This window comes from Leptolyngbya sp. GGD (genome assembly GCF_026735145.1).
Classification (GTDB): Bacteria; Cyanobacteriota; Cyanobacteriia; order Leptolyngbyales; family Leptolyngbyaceae; genus Leptolyngbya; species Leptolyngbya boryana.
This window is the reverse complement of sequence record NZ_JAPQKE010000002.1, coordinates 377,071-393,082: the sequence shown is the minus strand read 5'-3', so window position 1 is coordinate 393,082 and position 16,012 is coordinate 377,071. Positions and strand designations below refer to the sequence as shown.

The following is a 16,012-nucleotide window of genomic DNA, read 5'->3' as shown; positions in this document are numbered from 1 at the left end:
CCCCACTAAAATTAATAGTGGTTTCCAACTTTCCGATGATGAACCGCTGTAAGCGAATCTGCTTTCGCAACTCGTCCAGCAGTCACGGTGCTGTAAACAATCCAGTGATCGCTACATTCCATTCGGCTGACGACTTCGCATTCCATGTATGCCAAGGCATCCGCAAGAATTGGTGAACCATTGGTCGCGGGATAGTTTGCGACATCAGCAAAGCGATCGGCTCCTGGGGCAAATCGCTTTAGGAAATGCTTCATTAAGGTCTGATACTTGCCCTCTTCGAGCGCATTCAGCACAAAGCGATCGCCGACATGCAGGAACGATTCAATTGCTCGATCTTTGGCAACCGCGATCGAGACTCCTAACGGCTCAGAACTCGCTTGAGCAACCCAAGAAGCCAACATCGCACTAGAGATGTCGCCCTTTTTCGCCGTGATGATGTACAAACCGCCGCTAATCCGACCGAGGGCTTTATCTAACTCGGTATCGAGCGCTTTCATCTGTTTGACGGTGCGATCGCGCGTTAGCCATTGTCCTAAGTCGGTTCCAGATTCTTCGCAAAGCTGATAAATTGCTTCGGTGGGTTCGACTTCAATCTTGATCGGCTCGAACTTCTCAGTTAATCCAATTTCACGGAACTGGTTGCGAATCGGGTAAACGGCTTCATCGTTTCCGCCCCCGACTTCAAATAATCCAAAGTTCTGTTTGGAGTTCGCCGCTGCCAGAATAGTTCCCAGTGCTGCCTGCGCGTTTTCTGCAATTTCGCCCACTTGAGGAGCCATGCCTAGCACGACCGCGCTGGATAATTCAACCAATTCCCGCACGTCTTGAGGTTCTGCAACTCGCAGATCCATCATTTCAACCGCAACGCCTGTTTTCGTGATTCCGGCTGCGATCGCTTGGGCAATGCGATCGCCATACCCATACCCGGAAACATAAAACAACCCAACGGTTGTGGTTGCTTTCGCTTGGCTCTGACTCCAATCTTTGTAGCGTCCAACTAATTCTGCAATGTTGTAGCGCAGCAGCGGGCCGTGACCAGTCGCGATCGTGGTGAATTCTGGCAATTCGCTGATGCGTTTGATGGCACCAAGTACCGATCGAGCATTCGGAGCCATCAAGCAATCGTAGTACAGACGAAATTCAGCTTCGAGAATTTCTAAATCTTCGTCGTAGGTGTGATCGTCGCAGAAGTGCATCCCAAATGCATCACAGGTAAAAAGCGTCTGGGTTTTGTGGTCGTAAGTAAAAATGGTGTCAGGCCAATGCAGATTCGGAGCAGAGACGAATTCGAGTTCGTGACCGTTGCCGAGATCTAAGCGATCGCCACTTTTAACAATCTTGCTCTTGAAAGACTGATGCACGAGTCCTTCTAAAAACTGAATCGCCACCTTTGCCCCAATCACCGTAATCTCAGGGTTGAGCGCTAAGACATCGCGGACTAAGCCGCTGTGATCCGGTTCAGTGTGGCTGATGATGAGATAATCAATTTCCTTCGGATCGATCAACTCATTCAGTGCGTCTAAATAGAGTTCTTGAAATTTGGCGTGAGAGGTATCAACGAGCGCGACTTTCTCACCTTTAATCAGAAAAGAGTTGTAGGTTGTACCGTTTTCGAGTGAGAATTCGATGTCGAAGCGATCGCGATCCCAGTCTAAACAGCGGATCGTCGTTGTCTCAGGAGCAATTTCAGCGATTTCAGTTGTGAGGCGCACTCTTGATCGAGCGGGGCGAGAAGCAGAAGCGACCATATACCAATCTCCCTACGAACAATATGTTAACGGTAAAACAATTTTCTTAATCTGTTTCAATTCTCTCTCGTTATAACTCAGTTTGTAAAGTTTTAATAAGCAAGGATACCTATAAATGAATCTAATCGATCGTGAATGGCTTGCGCTCAATATCGGCAATTCCCGGCTGCACTGGGCTGTATTCAAAAATGATCAGATTCAAGCAAAATGGGATACCCCGCATATTGTCGAGAAAACACAGGATTTATTGCCTTATTTTCCTTCTAATCGTATATCACATCTGATTAATTTTACTAATCAATCAAAGCCACGGAATGATATTGACTGCGAGCTATGGATCGCGTCTGTTGTTGCGAAGCAATCCAATTACTGGTCTGATTATCCTCAACTGTATTCAATTCAATTGCAAGATGTTCCGATTCAGCAGCTTTATCCAACTTTGGGTATCGATCGAGCTTTAGCGCTTTGGGGTGCAATTCAAGTTTATGGGAGTCCAGTGCTGGTAATCGATTGCGGGACAGCGCTGACCTTTACAGGGGCGAATGAGAACAATCAATTGGTTGGAGGTGCGATCGCGCCTGGCGTGCGGTTGCAATTTCAAGCGTTAGGAAATCACACAGCAGCATTACCTACGATCGAGCAAGTTGCAACGTTGCCGAATCGTTGGGCAACCAATACAGTTTGCGCGATCGAGAGTGGGATTTTGCACATTCTCTTAGCAGGTATCCGAGATTTTATTGCCGATTGGCATCGACAGGTGGGAGAAAGCGCGATCGTGTTAACGGGAGGAGATGCAAATTTGATTGCTCAATTCTTGGAGTTGGAACAGGTTCAGGTTGATTTAGATTTGGTGTTTTGGGGAATGCGATCGCTTCGGAATCATCAGAAAATGGTTTAGAGAATGCGGTCAGCTTTTTCGAGCGAAAACTCTGCATTGCCGCGATCTCTACTTACCATGCTCTATTGATCATGCCCTGGTCTATTAGGTCGCTTTAAGCATTGTTTCGACGATTTGTGCGGCTCGATTCAATCCATCAGTTTGTTTTAGCCTTGTAGCCATGTGTAAAGCCTTTTCCTGATAGCACTGATTGTGCAGCAGTTGATGAACTTTATCGGATACATCAATGCGACTAAAATTGCGTTTATTGATCTTTAACGCAACGCCCAAATCAACTAGCCGCGCGGCATTGTAATGCTGATCTCCGAAGAAAGGTAAGGCTAAAATTGGTTTGCCATAATAGAGAGACTCATGAATACTATTCATGCCGCAATGGCTGACAAAAACCACAACGTTAGGATGAGATAAAACTGCGGGTTGAGGGACAAAAGATTCAACTCGAACGGTAGAAAGTAACTTGGGCATAATTGATCGTTGGCTTTCCGGTAAAGACCATAGAACCTTAAGCCCAGTTTCCACTAACCCTTCTATGAGTGCTTTTGCTTGCCAAGCAGTGAGGGTTGCTAGGGTGCCAAAAGCCATGTAAATTACTCCAGTTCTGTCTGACTCTAACCACTCTCGCAGTGAATCGCCTACAGGTTTCTGACGACTTGAAAAAATCGGGCCAACCATATGAACTTTGGCCGGTAGTGGACGTTGTTGCTCAATACCAAATGAAGTTCCTACAATCATAGTTTGGTTGTCCCAAGGGCTGGGCAAATCTTTCTGGCTAGTACACTCCTGACGTACTTGATTCAACTTGAGCATTGTGGGCAAAAGGTAAAACGTTTCCAACCGTGGACTGAGAAAATTCAAGAACTTTTGCCATAGGTTCATCTGAGCAGGGTTATCAGTACCAAACTGCGGTTGATGGGAGCTGGGCTTGACCAAGTTACCCAAAAAACGAGTCTGAATTATGAATGGCAATTGCTGCTGGATTGCTAGATCTATCGCGGGTACCACTGCTCGATCGATCATTAGACAGTCCGGCTGATGCTCATACAGAAGTTTTTTAAGCGATTCATACATGGGACGGTAGAAAGTAATGACTCTTTCTAACATCAATTGGTTACTGCGCCAGGAACGAGGTTCCTGAGAGATTTTGTCCCAAAATTTGTTCTGCTGAGCAATGTATTCATCATCGCTGGTTACGGATTGAACTATCCAAGGAATAAACTGAATATTGTGATCGGTGACCCATGTCTTTGCCGCTGGATGAATCACAATGCTGACTGTGTAGCCTCTACGTGCAAGTTCTTCGGATAATGCTATGAGTTGGTTGGTGTGCCCCATGAGGGGTACCGAAATAGCCATAATATGATTTTTCATAGACAATATAGGCACGGGAGATCAGTGCAGAACTACGCGATTAGTAGGTAGTCTATCATCCGTATACGTTCTTTGATCTATCAGTGCTAGTGCAGTACCTCAAGACTAGCCATACCGTTGCTAGCAGAAATCCATTGTACTCTGCTGATAAACTCAAACCTGTAACCTTAACTGTTCACTTCAAACTACCTTAAGCTGATGCATCACAAAACGACTCTCGAACTATTTCTTCTACTTGAGGACTTGCGGCATAATGGTGAAGCTCAACAGCGGTGGATAGCTTTAGTATTCTCACCAAGACTCGATTCTGCCCGTTGCAGCGCAGTGTCGGAACTAGCTACATAGCGGTTCTTACCCGAGCGAGGTACATCCTCCAGCGCGAAATCCTTACTAGTAAGAGCTGGGTATACCTCATTAGTTCAAGAACCGCTATTACAAGCTATTACTGCGCACATTGATTAAATGGTTCACGAATGAAGTATAGTGCATCTCGACCTTGAACTTCGATTCCGCCGCGATTCCACGTTCCCCACCGAGTGACAAACTTCCTATTATTATCCTTTCTCTCAATTGCGACAGTAAAATTATTTCGTATTTCTTTGTAGCATCCCTCTAAATTGGTGAGCGTCAAATCCATAACCGGAGCATTAAATTTACCCAATCCCTTGTTAACAATAAAGAATCCTTCACTACCCCGTTCCATCATTAATACGGTTGGGCTATCGATTGTCTGTAAAACATTAGCCTTTACGTTACGGCCTTGGTTCTCTCTCTCATGCATGATCTGACGGAACTTGACTCCAGCAGGAATATAAGGAACTAAATTGTCTGGCCCAAATATTAATGGAGTGCCCTCCTGCCTAGCCAACACATAGGCTGTCGCTAGATAAGAATCTGTTTCATCATCGTAGGAATCTAAAGCGTCACTATTCAAACGTTTAATCTGGTCATGGTTTCGCCCAAATACTACGCTACGTGAATCATTAACGGCAAAGGGGACGCGCAGTGATCGCAGATCCCCACCAAGGGTAAATGCTTCTTTCATTGAGTTGTAGAGAACAAAGTCTTCTACAGCAGCAATGAAATTATAGTTGGTTGCACTCGTATCATTATCTTCAATTACCTCAAGATAATTCCATGCATGATTATTACTCGCTTGATTGATGTAGCTAATGTACTCTTGAACAACTTCTGGTGACATATGTTTAGCCGCATCAAACCGGAAGCCATCAATTCCCAAATCTAGCAACTTCTGCAAATGGGCTTTCTGAACCTCCTTAACAGTTGAATTGTCTTGGTTGAGATCAGGAAGAGCACCTCCCAACCAACAATTTACTTCCGTGTATCTGTTGCCATCATTGTAGTTGATGTTACACTGCTTGTGAAAGTAGGTCGATCCATTTTTCCTGACATCGCTAGCCATGGGATCGGGAAAGTCAGGAAAGTTAGTTAGAGAGCTATATTCATTCATGCTTGCCATGTGATTAAAAACCACGTCAGCAATCACCTTTATCTTACAGCTATGGGCCTTATTAGTTAGAGTTTTTAAGTCTTGCTCAGATCCTAATCCGTTAATCACTCTATAGCTAACAGGCTGGTAGCGCCCTGCCCATACATTTACAGCGGCATTTGGATCAGAATTAACGTTGTTAGGATTCGATTGTTGTGCGGGTGAGATTTGTATGTGGGAATATCCTTGATTAGCAAGCGTACAAACGAAGTCGTCAATCTCACTGTATTTTTGGTTAAATGCATGAAAGATCGCGATGGGCTGTTCTGCGGCAAATGCTTTGCTAGAAAAATCGAAAATCGTTAAAAATAGGAAGATGCAGCTAAACTTTTTAAAAGACATAGCTAAATGTTCTCCATTGGCTTTAGTTCAAATTCAGCAGGTTTCTCAAAATCACTGTTGCCGAGTCAGTCAAACTATTGTTTAGCCTGGCTCTTTACCGTCTAATTACCCGAACTTGGACAGCCCGAAAATAGTCGGCATAACATTCCTGTGGAGCGATTTAGGCTGTTGAGAGTCGGTACAACACCCTAGATTGGGAGTTAGAGCGACCGTTGCTGCCTAATTCCAGCTTTTGGAACATTAGATCGGCTAATTTTCCGCATAATACCCCTCGACAGCAAATTAGACGGAAAATTTAAGTATTTCTTCTCTAAGAAAGCAAGTTCTCGTCTGTCTGCGATCCAAGTTCATCTGACTAGGCCAAACAGTAACGATTTTGCTGTGTGGCGATGAAAGAACTATCAATGAAGCGAGGAAACTTTATTTGCTGCTCAAACAGAGCTGTGAACTAGCTGTAGAAGTTTTAGCTTGACTTCAAACTCCAGTTTGGAATAGTAAAAACAAACATCAAATTCAAGAAGAAGTTCCTCTGTCCCAAAACGAGGAAGTGTTGGGTCGCTTCATCCCTGCGAAAAGTCATTCGAGTGGCGGAAATTTTCTGAGTTCAGAGATCGCTTCAAAAGCATTGCTGAACTGCTACGATCGCTCACTATTTTGCTTTTGGAACTTACTTACTAATTGCATAGCAATAACAATCTCTTGGCTCTTCGGAAATATTCGGGTGAATGAACCATCGTTTCAAAACCCCTTCTCTCTGCATTCCAACTTTCTCCATCACTCGTGCCGATGCAGGATTTTCAACATCACAAAAAGCCCAGACTCGATAGATCTCATCCTGTGCTAATGTCCAATTCGTCAGTGCTTGCATCGCTTCTGTCATATACCCTTTACCCCATTCTGATCTTGCAAGAACGTATCCTAAATCTGCTTTGTACTGATTGATGCGAATTTCTGTCATCCCAATCAGTTGGGCATCTTGCTTGCAGATCAGTACATAAGGAAATGCAGAGTGATTCGCCCAAACCGAAATACATCGATCGATGAACTCATCGGTCTCTCTAATAGACTGATGAGATTGCCAACTCAGATACTTCGTTACCTCTGGGTCTTGTGCGTATTGCTCAAATATCAATCCTGCATCTTCAGGTATTGGCTGTCTCAAGCATAATCGCTTCGTTTCTAGAGTTTGTGGTGGTTTCATAGCACATTCCCAAGTTCCAGACTCAACTCACAGCTTACTAGATAGGCAAGGGCAGTGCAGACTCAACTCAGAATTTCAGCGCTAGGTTTCTCCAGTGTCGTCATAGAAAAGTGTGGAGCTTTTCTAGCTCTTGTACGATTTCGACTGCATGAGCAACTCCATCTTCAGCTTGAATCTTTGCTCCTAGATCGGCAGCACGTTGGCGCATTGCTGAATCACTCATAACCTGCTGAATTGCTTTTGCCAATCTTTCAGCAGTGAGGTCTTTACGAGGAATCGGTGCTGTCCCTATGCCTAATTCTGCAACGCGATGTCCCCAAAAAGGCTGATCACCAAAGAACGGAATCACAATGGTCGGTATCCCTGCTCTGAGTCCCGCGGCTGTTGTCCCTGCACCCCCATGATGAACCACAGCCGCGACACGTGGAAAAAGCCAAGAATGGGGGATTGAATCCACCATAAAAACTGTATCTGGCAAATCACGCTTACTCAGACCCCGCCAACCCGATTGCAAGATAGCACGTTGTCCCGTAAGTGAGATCGCTTGTAAGACTAGATCTGCTGTTTTTTCTGGATTTCGACTCACCATACTCCCAAATCCAATAAACACAGGGGGAGAACCACTTTGTAGAAACTCTAGTAAAGCGGGAGATGGAGACCAATTGGGAGGCTCATCTAAGAACCAATAGCCAGTCATATGAGTATTCTGCCAATCCGAGGGTTTCGCAATCACAGATGGACTTAACCCATACAGGATGGGATAACGCTGAAGATGAACCGAATGATAATCTCCCCAAAATGGGGCAGCGGGCAACTCTAGCACTTGTTGTCGTGCTAATCCATCCCCTGTCCGCGCTCCCTGCCACATGATCTGTCGAAAGACATGATGCGACAGTCGATTGACAGTTCCGCCAAATTTAGCAATAGATTGAGGAAACAAAACAGCGGGAAAGGCTTGAGTCGGCGTAAAAGGAAAGATGTATGCCTGAAGCAACGGGATCTTCAGCTTCTCAGCAAGGGAAACACCGAGGAAGAGTCCGCCTACGCCTGCAACTAGCAGATCCATTCCCTGAGCCGCGACCAATCCGCCCTCTGCCCAATTGATCGCGGCTCGTTGAGAAGCTTTCGCTGTACGTGCATTAATTGCCAGAAAATTTCCGGTTTCTAGCAACTGACGGTTCGCGGGGTCTTCTAGAAAAGCTTGGACGTTTCCCTTAAGCGGATAGAACTCTAGCTCATATGAATTGACTAACGATTCAAAGTTTTCATGCGTGGCAAGTCGAACGCTGTGTCCTGCGGTTTTCAGCCCCTTGCCCAAAGCAACGTAGGGCTGAACATCGCCTCGACTTCCCATCGCCATAATCATAATTCGCATCATTGACTCTCTCTTTTCATTGCTTGCTGTAGAACTTGCTTGTAAAATGTGAGTAATTACTCATAATTTTATGGGCGATCGCACTCCTCTGACAACTCGCATTTCGAGAAGCCCTACCGATGTCTCCTAAGCCTCCTGCAACCCCACGTAAACAACCCAAACAAGAGCGATCGCAAGTCACTGTTGAAGCGATTCTCTCGGCAACGGCTCACATTTTGACGGAAAACGGGTATAACCAACTGACGACGAATCGGGTGGCTGAACGGGCTGGTGTGAGTATCGGCTCGCTGTACCAATACTTTCCGAATAAGGAAGCTTTAATTTTTGCTTTAGCGGAGCAGCATGCTAATGAAATGGTGCAATTAGCAAAGCAGCATTTAGAAGGACTCAGCGATCGCACAATTCCAGAGGTGCTGCGACAAATTATTAAAGCAGCATTGGCGGCTCATGCTGTGAATCCTAAGCTTCATCGCGTTTTGCATGAACAGATTCCCCATAGTGAAGTGATGAAACGCTTAGATCAGGCAAAGATAGAAAATCTGCTGCAATCCTTTCTCGCACAACGCTCTGATCAGCTTCGACCCAAGAATCTAGAGTTAGCAGTTTTCATGGTTGAGCGCACGATCCGAGCTTTGATTCATGGGGCGATGATCGATCATCCTGAGTTGCTCAAGACTGGGGAATTGGAACAAGAACTAACGCTGATGTTGTCAGCATATTTAGTCAAAAAGTGACCAGAGTAGATTCAAGAGTTGCTTCAACAGATGGCTTTTAACATAAAAGTATTGGGCAGTCATTTTCTGCTATTTAATCCCAATCACCATCGAATCTGGGCCAACTAAATGCTCAATCCGGATCTGAGAAAAACCAGCTTCTTTCATCCATCCAGAGCAGTCAGCACCTGTGTAGTCGAAGCCTCCCGGTGTCTCGATTAGCATGTTCAGGCTCATCATCAAACCAAAGGCATTCTTTGAGCGATCGTCATCAATGAGTGCTTCATATACGACGAGAGCACCTCCAGATGGAACAGCATCGAATGCTTTTGCAATCAGCATTTTCTTCGTCGGTAGATCCCAGTCGTGCAGAATATGCCCCATCAGTACTACGTCAGCTTTGGGCAGATCGTGCTGGAAAAAATCACCTGGCACAAACGACAGACGGTCTGCTACCCCTGATGTCGTGCTGTACTCTTCAAAGAAAGGAGCAACCTGGGGCAAGTCGAATCCGAAACCCTGTAAATGCGGGTTTGCTTTTGCGATCTGAACTGCTAAATCACCTTGGGCTGTGCCTACATCTACGAAGGTGCGGTAGTCTTTCCAGGGAAAGCGTTGTGCGATCGCTACATTGGAACCCCGGCTCACTCCTGTCATCGCAGAAAGAAATTCCTTCAAGCGGTCTGGGTCGGCATAGAGGGTTTCAAACAGGCTAGGATTACCTGTCCGATATTCGTTTTGCGGTTGCCCAGTGCGAAGGGCGTCAGTTAGATGACCCCAGAAGGGATACAAGCGGTGATTCGCCATCTCTAGTATCCCTCCGACGTAGGATGGCTTGGTTCGATCGAGGAATAGATTAGTCTCGATCGTATTCGAGTAGAGATCGCCTGTGCGTTCCAGGAAGCCAAGCGCGACTAACGCATCGAGGAAGTCACGCGCCGAGCGTGGGTGCAACCCTACCAGATCTCTGATTACGTCAAATGGCTTGGCACCATCTGCCAGTTTAGTAAATAGGTCGATTTCGATAGCACTCAACAGCGTCTTTGATGCCCAGAAAGCTAGCCCTGTTTGCAAGATTTTCTCTGGACTTGGTTGTTCACTCATGCTGTTCTCCTAAAACCCAAAAGTCGCGCTCAGATATTATTTTTGTTTACTATTTACGATAGATTTACCCAACTTGTACAGACGAACGATTGTTCCGAATCATACCTTTCGACAGCCGATTAGACAGACAATTTAAGGATTTCTTCTCGAAGCGCTTAGCGCTCAAAAAAGTTCGTCTGTCTCAGAATGAATGAAATATTGGGGAGCTTCATCCCTGCAACAAGTCATGCGATCGGCGGAAGTTTAGCGCTCTCACAAAAAACTAGTAGATTGCTAAGATTGCCTCTCGCTTACTAACAAAAGCACTCCAAGTCTTTCAAAGACTTGGAGTGCTTATCTTATGAACTAACCTAATTACGAACTAGCCCATTCGAGATCGATAGTCCTCATACCCAAACGTTCGCCACAATTCAAACGAACCATCTTGTTTGAGACAACCGATCGATGGATGCGTTACCCCGTTAAACATTGTTGTTTTAACCATGGTGTAGTGCATCATGTCCTGGAACAATAAGCGATCGCCAACCTCTAAAGGTCGATCAAACTGATAATCTCCCAAGAAATCTCCAGCCAAACAGCTAGCACCACCTAAGCGATACCCAGTTTGACCTTCTGGCAACACAGAGGCTCCAGTAATCTCTGGCTGATAAGGCATCTCTAAGCAATCTGGCATATGTGCTGTGAATGAAACATCTAACATCACATGCGTCATGTTCGGCATTGGAATCAGATCCAAGACTGAGCTTAGTAAAAAGCCTGTCTGCCAAGCGATCGCTGAACCCGGCTCTAGCATCAATTGCAAGTTCGGATACTTCTCATGGAAAGCTTTCAGAACTGCGATCGCATGATCGACATCGTAGGTTTCATGCGTCATCAGATGTCCGCCCCCAAGATTGAGCCATTTCAACTGAGGCAGTAAATGACCATAGTGTTCCTCAATGTTGAGCAGCGTTTTCTCCAAAGCAAACGAATCACTTTCACAGAGGTTATGCGAGAGAAACCCCTCAATTCCATCCGGTAAGCGATCTCCCAATTGCTCAGGTAGTACCCCCAAGCGTGATCCTGGCACACAAGGATTGTAGAGCGCAGTTTTCACAGGAGAAAAGAGCGGATTGATCCGAATCCCGATCGAAGCATTGCGCGGGAATTTGAGCGATCGCTCCCACTGACTCAAAGAATTGAACGTCAAATGCGAAGCAGACGCGAGTAACTCCGGTAAGTCCTCGTCCCGATAAGCAGGCGAGTACACACACAGCGCACCCCCGAAAAACTCCGATGCCAGTTGCGCTTCCCACAGTGAACTTGCAGACGCTCCATATAGACTTTCGCGAATCATCGGAAAGCTATGAAACAAGGCAAAGCCTTTCAGCGCCAGTAACACTTTCACAGGCGCATCTCGTTGAACCCGCTCGAAAATTTGCAGGTTGCGTCTCAGCTTTGCCTCTTCCAGCACAAAGCAGGGCGAAGGAATATTCGCCAAGACCTCATTGACTTGTTCCATCAGTTAGATCGCCTCAAAGGGAGAAGGTTGACCGATGACTTCATGCCAAGGCAGCCCCATGTCACCCAACTTTGCTAAGAATGGATCAGGATCAAGCTGTTCAACGTTGAACACACCTGGTTTTTGCCAAGTTCCATTCGCGACCATCAGAGCGCCTAGTGCAGCCGGAACGCCTGTGGTATAGGAGATTGCTTGTGCCCCGACTTCTTGATAAGCCGCAGCATGATCGCAATTGTTGTAGATGTAGTAGGTCTTTTCTTGACCATCTTTGATGCCGCGAATGTGACATCCGATCGAGGTTTGCCCAGTGTAAGTTGCTGCTAGAGAAGCCGGATCAGGAAGCAGCTTCTTCAACATTTTCAGAGGCACAACGGGTGTCCCTTCATAGTCGATCGGATCAATTCGGGTTAATCCGAGCGTTTCTAGCACCTGAAGGTAGTTGATATAGCTCTGTGAAAAGGTCATCCAGAACCGTGCTCGCTTCAAAGTCGGAATGTGCTTCACCAGCGATTCGAGTTCTTCGTGATAGAGCAAGTAAGATTCGCGATCGCCGATATGGGGATAATCAACAGGGCGATGAATTGATAAAGGCGGAACCGTGATCCATGCGCCTTTTTCAAAATAGCGTCCCGGCTGAGTAATCTCGCGAATATTAATCTCTGGGTTGAAATTCGTTGCAAATGCTCTGCCATGGCTACCGGCATTGCAATCGACGATATCTAGCTCGTGAATCTCATCAAAATGATGTTTCAGAGCGTGAGCAGTAAAAATGCCGGTCACACCTGGATCAAAGCCACAGCCTAGAATCGCAGTTAGTCCGGCATCATAAAAGCGGTCTTGATAAGCCCACTGCCAGCTATACTCGAATTTCGGATTGTCTGGAGGCTCGTAATTCGCCGTGTCAAGATAATGCACACCTGCATTCAGGCAAGCATCCATCAACGCCAGATCTTGATAGGGCAATGCCACATTCACCAAGACATCTGGACGGAACGACTTCAAAAGAGCCACAGTTTGAGAGACATCATCCGCATCGACTTGCGCGGTTTGGACATGCCTACTGGAAATACTTTCTGCAATCTGGTTACACCTTTCTACCGTTCGGCTGGTAAGCAGAATTTCCTCGAATTCTTCCAGTGCAGCAAGTTTGTGAGCCACTACTCTGCCAACCCCGCCTGCGCCAACGACCATCACTCGTGCCATTTTTTCTCCTTTGCGCTTCGTTTAGAAGTCCGCGATTATCGATCCCCTAGATACTTCTAGATTTTCTGGACACATCATTATGACACGGGATCTTGTTCGTCGTTATGTATCAACAACACAATCTGGAAATTTCATTCAATCCACTGATAGGCGCGTTGAAATCGATCGCAATTCGTCTGGAATTTCACTGACTTCTGGAAATTCCAACAGCGTCTCAGACAATCCTAAGTATCCGGATTCTGCGAACGATAACAGCATTCGTTGTAATGCAAACCAAACTTCCGGCTCAAATTCCCAGTCGCGTCCTCGTTTGGCTCGACCTGCGATCGACTTTAATGCCCAAAAGTAACTATTCCGGACGATTGACCCACCTTTTTTGAAGGGCGGGACATCTTCGTGATGCAGATACAAAATATCCGACTCAATTCTTGCTCTCATCTGTCTTGAATCCAAAAGAAATTCCCCTAATGCACACACATTAGGGGAACCTAAATTTTAGCGAATCAAATTAATAGCGCTGCGAGAATCCACCGCTACGACCGCCACGACCGCCGCCACTGCGACCACCGCCGCCGCTACCCGATTCTTCACGGGGCTTCGCCTTGTTGACGCGCATGTCGCGACCCATCCATTCCGCACCATCGAGTGCCTCGATCGCTGCGTCCTCTTCGGCATCCGAAGACATTTCGACAAACCCGAACCCACGCATCCGTCCAGTTTCACGATCAACGGGAAGCTGAACGCGCTTAACAGATCCGTATTCTGCGAAGATCTCAGTTAAATCCTCGCGTGTAACCTCATAGGACAGGTTACCTACATAAATCGACATTGAAAGAATTCTCCAGAACCAGAAATGAACGAGGCAATCGTATCGGAGGGTGTGCCTGCTTTAGCGCTAACAAACTTGCAAGTTTTAATGGAAAACGAACGAGTCACTGTCTAGGAAAAACAAACTGAATCAGCCGAGCTAAATACCTCTCATTACTCACTGTAACACGAATCTTTATTGCAGACCGTTTGATTCAATTACACTTGAGAAGTTTCGATGTTGTCGCGGAGATGGCTATGGCTGTTGCATCTTATGGGGCGTGGAAGTCCCCGATTAGCTCAGATTTGATTGTGGCGGGCGCGATTGGGCTAGGTCAAATCAAGCTCGATGGAAAAACAATCTATTGGAGCGAATCGCGCCCGACCGAGGGCGGAAGGAATGTGATTATTCGACGTTCAGAGAACGGTCAGACAGTCGAGGTCACACCTACTGCGTTTAACGCTCGTACCCGAGTGCATGAATATGGAGGTGGGGCGTTCACAATCATTGATGAGACAGTTTATTTCTCAAATTTTGCTGACCAGCGCTTGTATCAGCAGAGGGTTGGAGAGGAACCGATCGCGTTAACTCCCGAAGCTGCGATTCGCTACGCAGATGTGATTTTAGACAAAAAACGCGATCGCTTAATTTGCATTCGAGAGGATCATCAAAATGCAGATCGAGAAGCAGAAAATACGATCGCGAGCATCTCTCTCAAGGATCACTCTCAAACTACCTTAGTCGCTGGATCTGATTTCTACATGTTTCCTCGATTAAGTCCGGACGGATCTCGATTGAGTTGGATTTGCTGGCATCATCCTGACATGCCTTGGGATGGAACCGAGTTATGGACAGCCAAAATTCAAGAGGATGGCACATTAGCAACGCCTGAAAAAATTGCAGGGGGACGAGAAGAAGCGATTTTTCAGCCGGAATGGTCGCCGGATGGAAATCTGATTTTCGTCAGCGATCGTACAGGCTGGTGGAATTTTTACCGCTGGAATCCAACGACTCAAACTGTAGAAGCCCTGTGCGAAAAAGCTGCTGAATTTGGATTGCCGCTTTGGGTGTTTGGCATGTCTACCTATGGATTTGCAGGCAACAACATTATTTGTGCTTATACCGAGAATGGGATGAGCAGATTGGCGAGTCTGGATCTCAACACACTTGAGCTTAAAAATCTTGAATCTCCCTATACCAGCATTGCAGGTGTTCAGGTTTGTCCAGATCATGCGGTTTTTGTTGGCGGATCATCGACTGCACCGAGCGCGATCGTCAAATACGATTTCAACACTCAACAGTTTGAAACTCTCAGACGAGCCAGTGAACTCAGGATTGATCCAGGCTATTTGTCCATTCCAGAAGCGATCGAGTTTCCCACGGAGAACAATCTCACGGCTCATGCGCTTTACTATGCGCCGAAGAACAAAGACTTTCAAGCTCCCGAAGGCGAGCTTCCTCCGATGTTAGTTAAAAGTCATGGAGGCCCAACGGCTGCAACTTCTGCTTCATTCAACTTGGGCATTCAGTACTGGACGAGCCGTGGGTTTGCTGTCCTTGATGTGAACTATGGAGGCAGTACTGGATATGGTCGAGCCTATCGAGAAAGACTCAAAGGGACTTGGGGAATTGTCGATGTGGCTGACTGTGCAAATGGAGCAAAGTATCTCGCAGAACAAGGAAAAGTTGATGGAGATCGCTTAGTAATTGCAGGGGGAAGTGCAGGCGGTTATACAACGCTGTGTGCTCTAACTTTCCGCAATACTTTCAAAGCAGGTGCAAGTTACTATGGCGTAAGCGATCTCAAAGCGCTTGCAGAAGATACGCACAAATTTGAATCACGGTATTTAGATGGCTTAATTGGAGCATATCCAGAACGGGCTGATTTGTATCACGATCGCTCTCCGATCACTGCTGTCGATCGCTTGTCTTGCCCAGTCATCTTTTTCCAAGGTGACGAAGATCGGATTGTGCCGCCAAATCAAGCTGAAATGATGGTCGATGCTTTGAAAGCGAAAGGCTTACCTGTTGCGTATGTTCTATTTGAAGGAGAACAACATGGATTCCGCAAAGCAGAGAATATCAAACGCGCATTAGATGGCGAGTTTTACTTCTATTCGCGAGTATTTGGCTATACGCCTGCGGATACGATCGAACCTGTTGCAATTCACAACCTCTAAAGTTCAACGTTTCCAAGCCTTAGATGGATTGCACCCTGATTTCAAACTGAAATGAGGTTCT

13 protein-coding genes are annotated in these 16,012 nt (G+C 46.2%); 3 read left to right on the top strand and 10 right to left on the bottom strand.

Going from position 1 to position 16,012, the window contains the following annotated elements; all coding sequences use genetic code 11:
* Nucleotides 1-11 precede the first annotated feature (11 nt).
* Nucleotides 12-1,748: a diflavin flavoprotein gene (locus tag OU814_RS10815; protein ID WP_017285965.1), complete on the bottom strand. Its 1,737-nt coding sequence runs from the start codon at nt 1,746-1,748 to the stop codon at nt 12-14.
* A 115-nt stretch (nt 1,749-1,863) separates the two neighbouring features.
* Between OU814_RS10815 and OU814_RS10810 the strand changes: the two genes are divergently transcribed.
* On the top strand, nt 1,864-2,646 hold the full coding sequence (locus OU814_RS10810) for a pantothenate kinase (RefSeq protein WP_268182671.1): 783 nt from the start codon (nt 1,864-1,866) through the stop codon (nt 2,644-2,646).
* A gap of 84 nt (nt 2,647-2,730) precedes the next feature.
* On the opposite strand, the gene OU814_RS10805 is transcribed toward OU814_RS10810, so the two are convergent.
* From OU814_RS10805 to OU814_RS10790, 4 genes are all read right to left on the bottom strand, one after another.
* A complete protein-coding gene (locus tag OU814_RS10805) occupies nt 2,731-3,999 on the bottom strand; it encodes a glycosyltransferase (protein ID WP_268182669.1) in 1,269 nt (422 codons plus the stop codon).
* Nucleotides 4,000-4,456: 457 nt separating this feature from the next.
* Nucleotides 4,457-5,866, bottom strand: coding sequence for an alpha-amylase family glycosyl hydrolase (locus OU814_RS10800; protein WP_268182667.1), 1,410 nt, complete (start codon nt 5,864-5,866; stop codon nt 4,457-4,459).
* A gap of 667 nt (nt 5,867-6,533) precedes the next feature.
* Complete coding sequence (locus tag OU814_RS10795; RefSeq protein ID WP_268182665.1) at nt 6,534-7,067, bottom strand: GNAT family N-acetyltransferase; 534 nt, start codon at nt 7,065-7,067, stop codon at nt 6,534-6,536.
* Between the two features lie 100 nt (nt 7,068-7,167).
* Entirely contained in the window at nt 7,168-8,442 is a 1,275-nt protein-coding gene (locus tag OU814_RS10790) for a glycosyltransferase (RefSeq protein WP_268182663.1), read from the bottom strand.
* A 119-nt stretch (nt 8,443-8,561) separates the two neighbouring features.
* Between OU814_RS10790 and OU814_RS10785 the strand changes: the two genes are divergently transcribed.
* On the top strand, nt 8,562-9,176 hold the full coding sequence (locus tag OU814_RS10785; RefSeq protein WP_268182661.1) for a TetR/AcrR family transcriptional regulator: 615 nt from the start codon (nt 8,562-8,564) through the stop codon (nt 9,174-9,176).
* 69 nt (nt 9,177-9,245) lie between these two features.
* Here the strand turns inward: OU814_RS10785 and OU814_RS10780 are convergent, their stop codons facing one another.
* From OU814_RS10780 to OU814_RS10760, 5 genes are all read right to left on the bottom strand, one after another.
* On the bottom strand, nt 9,246-10,259 hold the full coding sequence (locus OU814_RS10780) for a methyltransferase (protein ID WP_268182659.1): 1,014 nt from the start codon (nt 10,257-10,259) through the stop codon (nt 9,246-9,248).
* A 361-nt stretch (nt 10,260-10,620) separates the two neighbouring features.
* Complete coding sequence (gene nspC / locus OU814_RS10775) at nt 10,621-11,760, bottom strand: carboxynorspermidine decarboxylase (RefSeq protein ID WP_017285958.1); 1,140 nt, start codon at nt 11,758-11,760, stop codon at nt 10,621-10,623.
* Nucleotides 11,761-11,763: 3 nt separating this feature from the next.
* Nucleotides 11,764-12,963: a saccharopine dehydrogenase family protein gene (locus OU814_RS10770; RefSeq protein WP_190651493.1), complete on the bottom strand. Its 1,200-nt coding sequence runs from the start codon at nt 12,961-12,963 to the stop codon at nt 11,764-11,766.
* A 135-nt stretch (nt 12,964-13,098) separates the two neighbouring features.
* The gene (locus tag OU814_RS10765) at nt 13,099-13,401 is read right to left on the bottom strand and encodes a hypothetical protein (RefSeq protein WP_017285956.1); all 303 of its coding nucleotides are present in this window, start codon (nt 13,399-13,401) and stop codon (nt 13,099-13,101) included.
* 70 nt (nt 13,402-13,471) lie between these two features.
* On the bottom strand, nt 13,472-13,792 hold the full coding sequence (locus tag OU814_RS10760; RefSeq protein WP_017285955.1) for an RNA recognition motif domain-containing protein: 321 nt from the start codon (nt 13,790-13,792) through the stop codon (nt 13,472-13,474).
* A gap of 236 nt (nt 13,793-14,028) precedes the next feature.
* Here OU814_RS10760 and OU814_RS10755 point away from each other — a divergent pair, with 236 nt between their 5' ends.
* Nucleotides 14,029-15,951, top strand: a complete 1,923-nt coding sequence (locus OU814_RS10755) for a S9 family peptidase (protein ID WP_017285954.1) — start codon at nt 14,029-14,031, stop codon at nt 15,949-15,951.
* Nucleotides 15,952-16,012 lie beyond the last annotated feature (61 nt).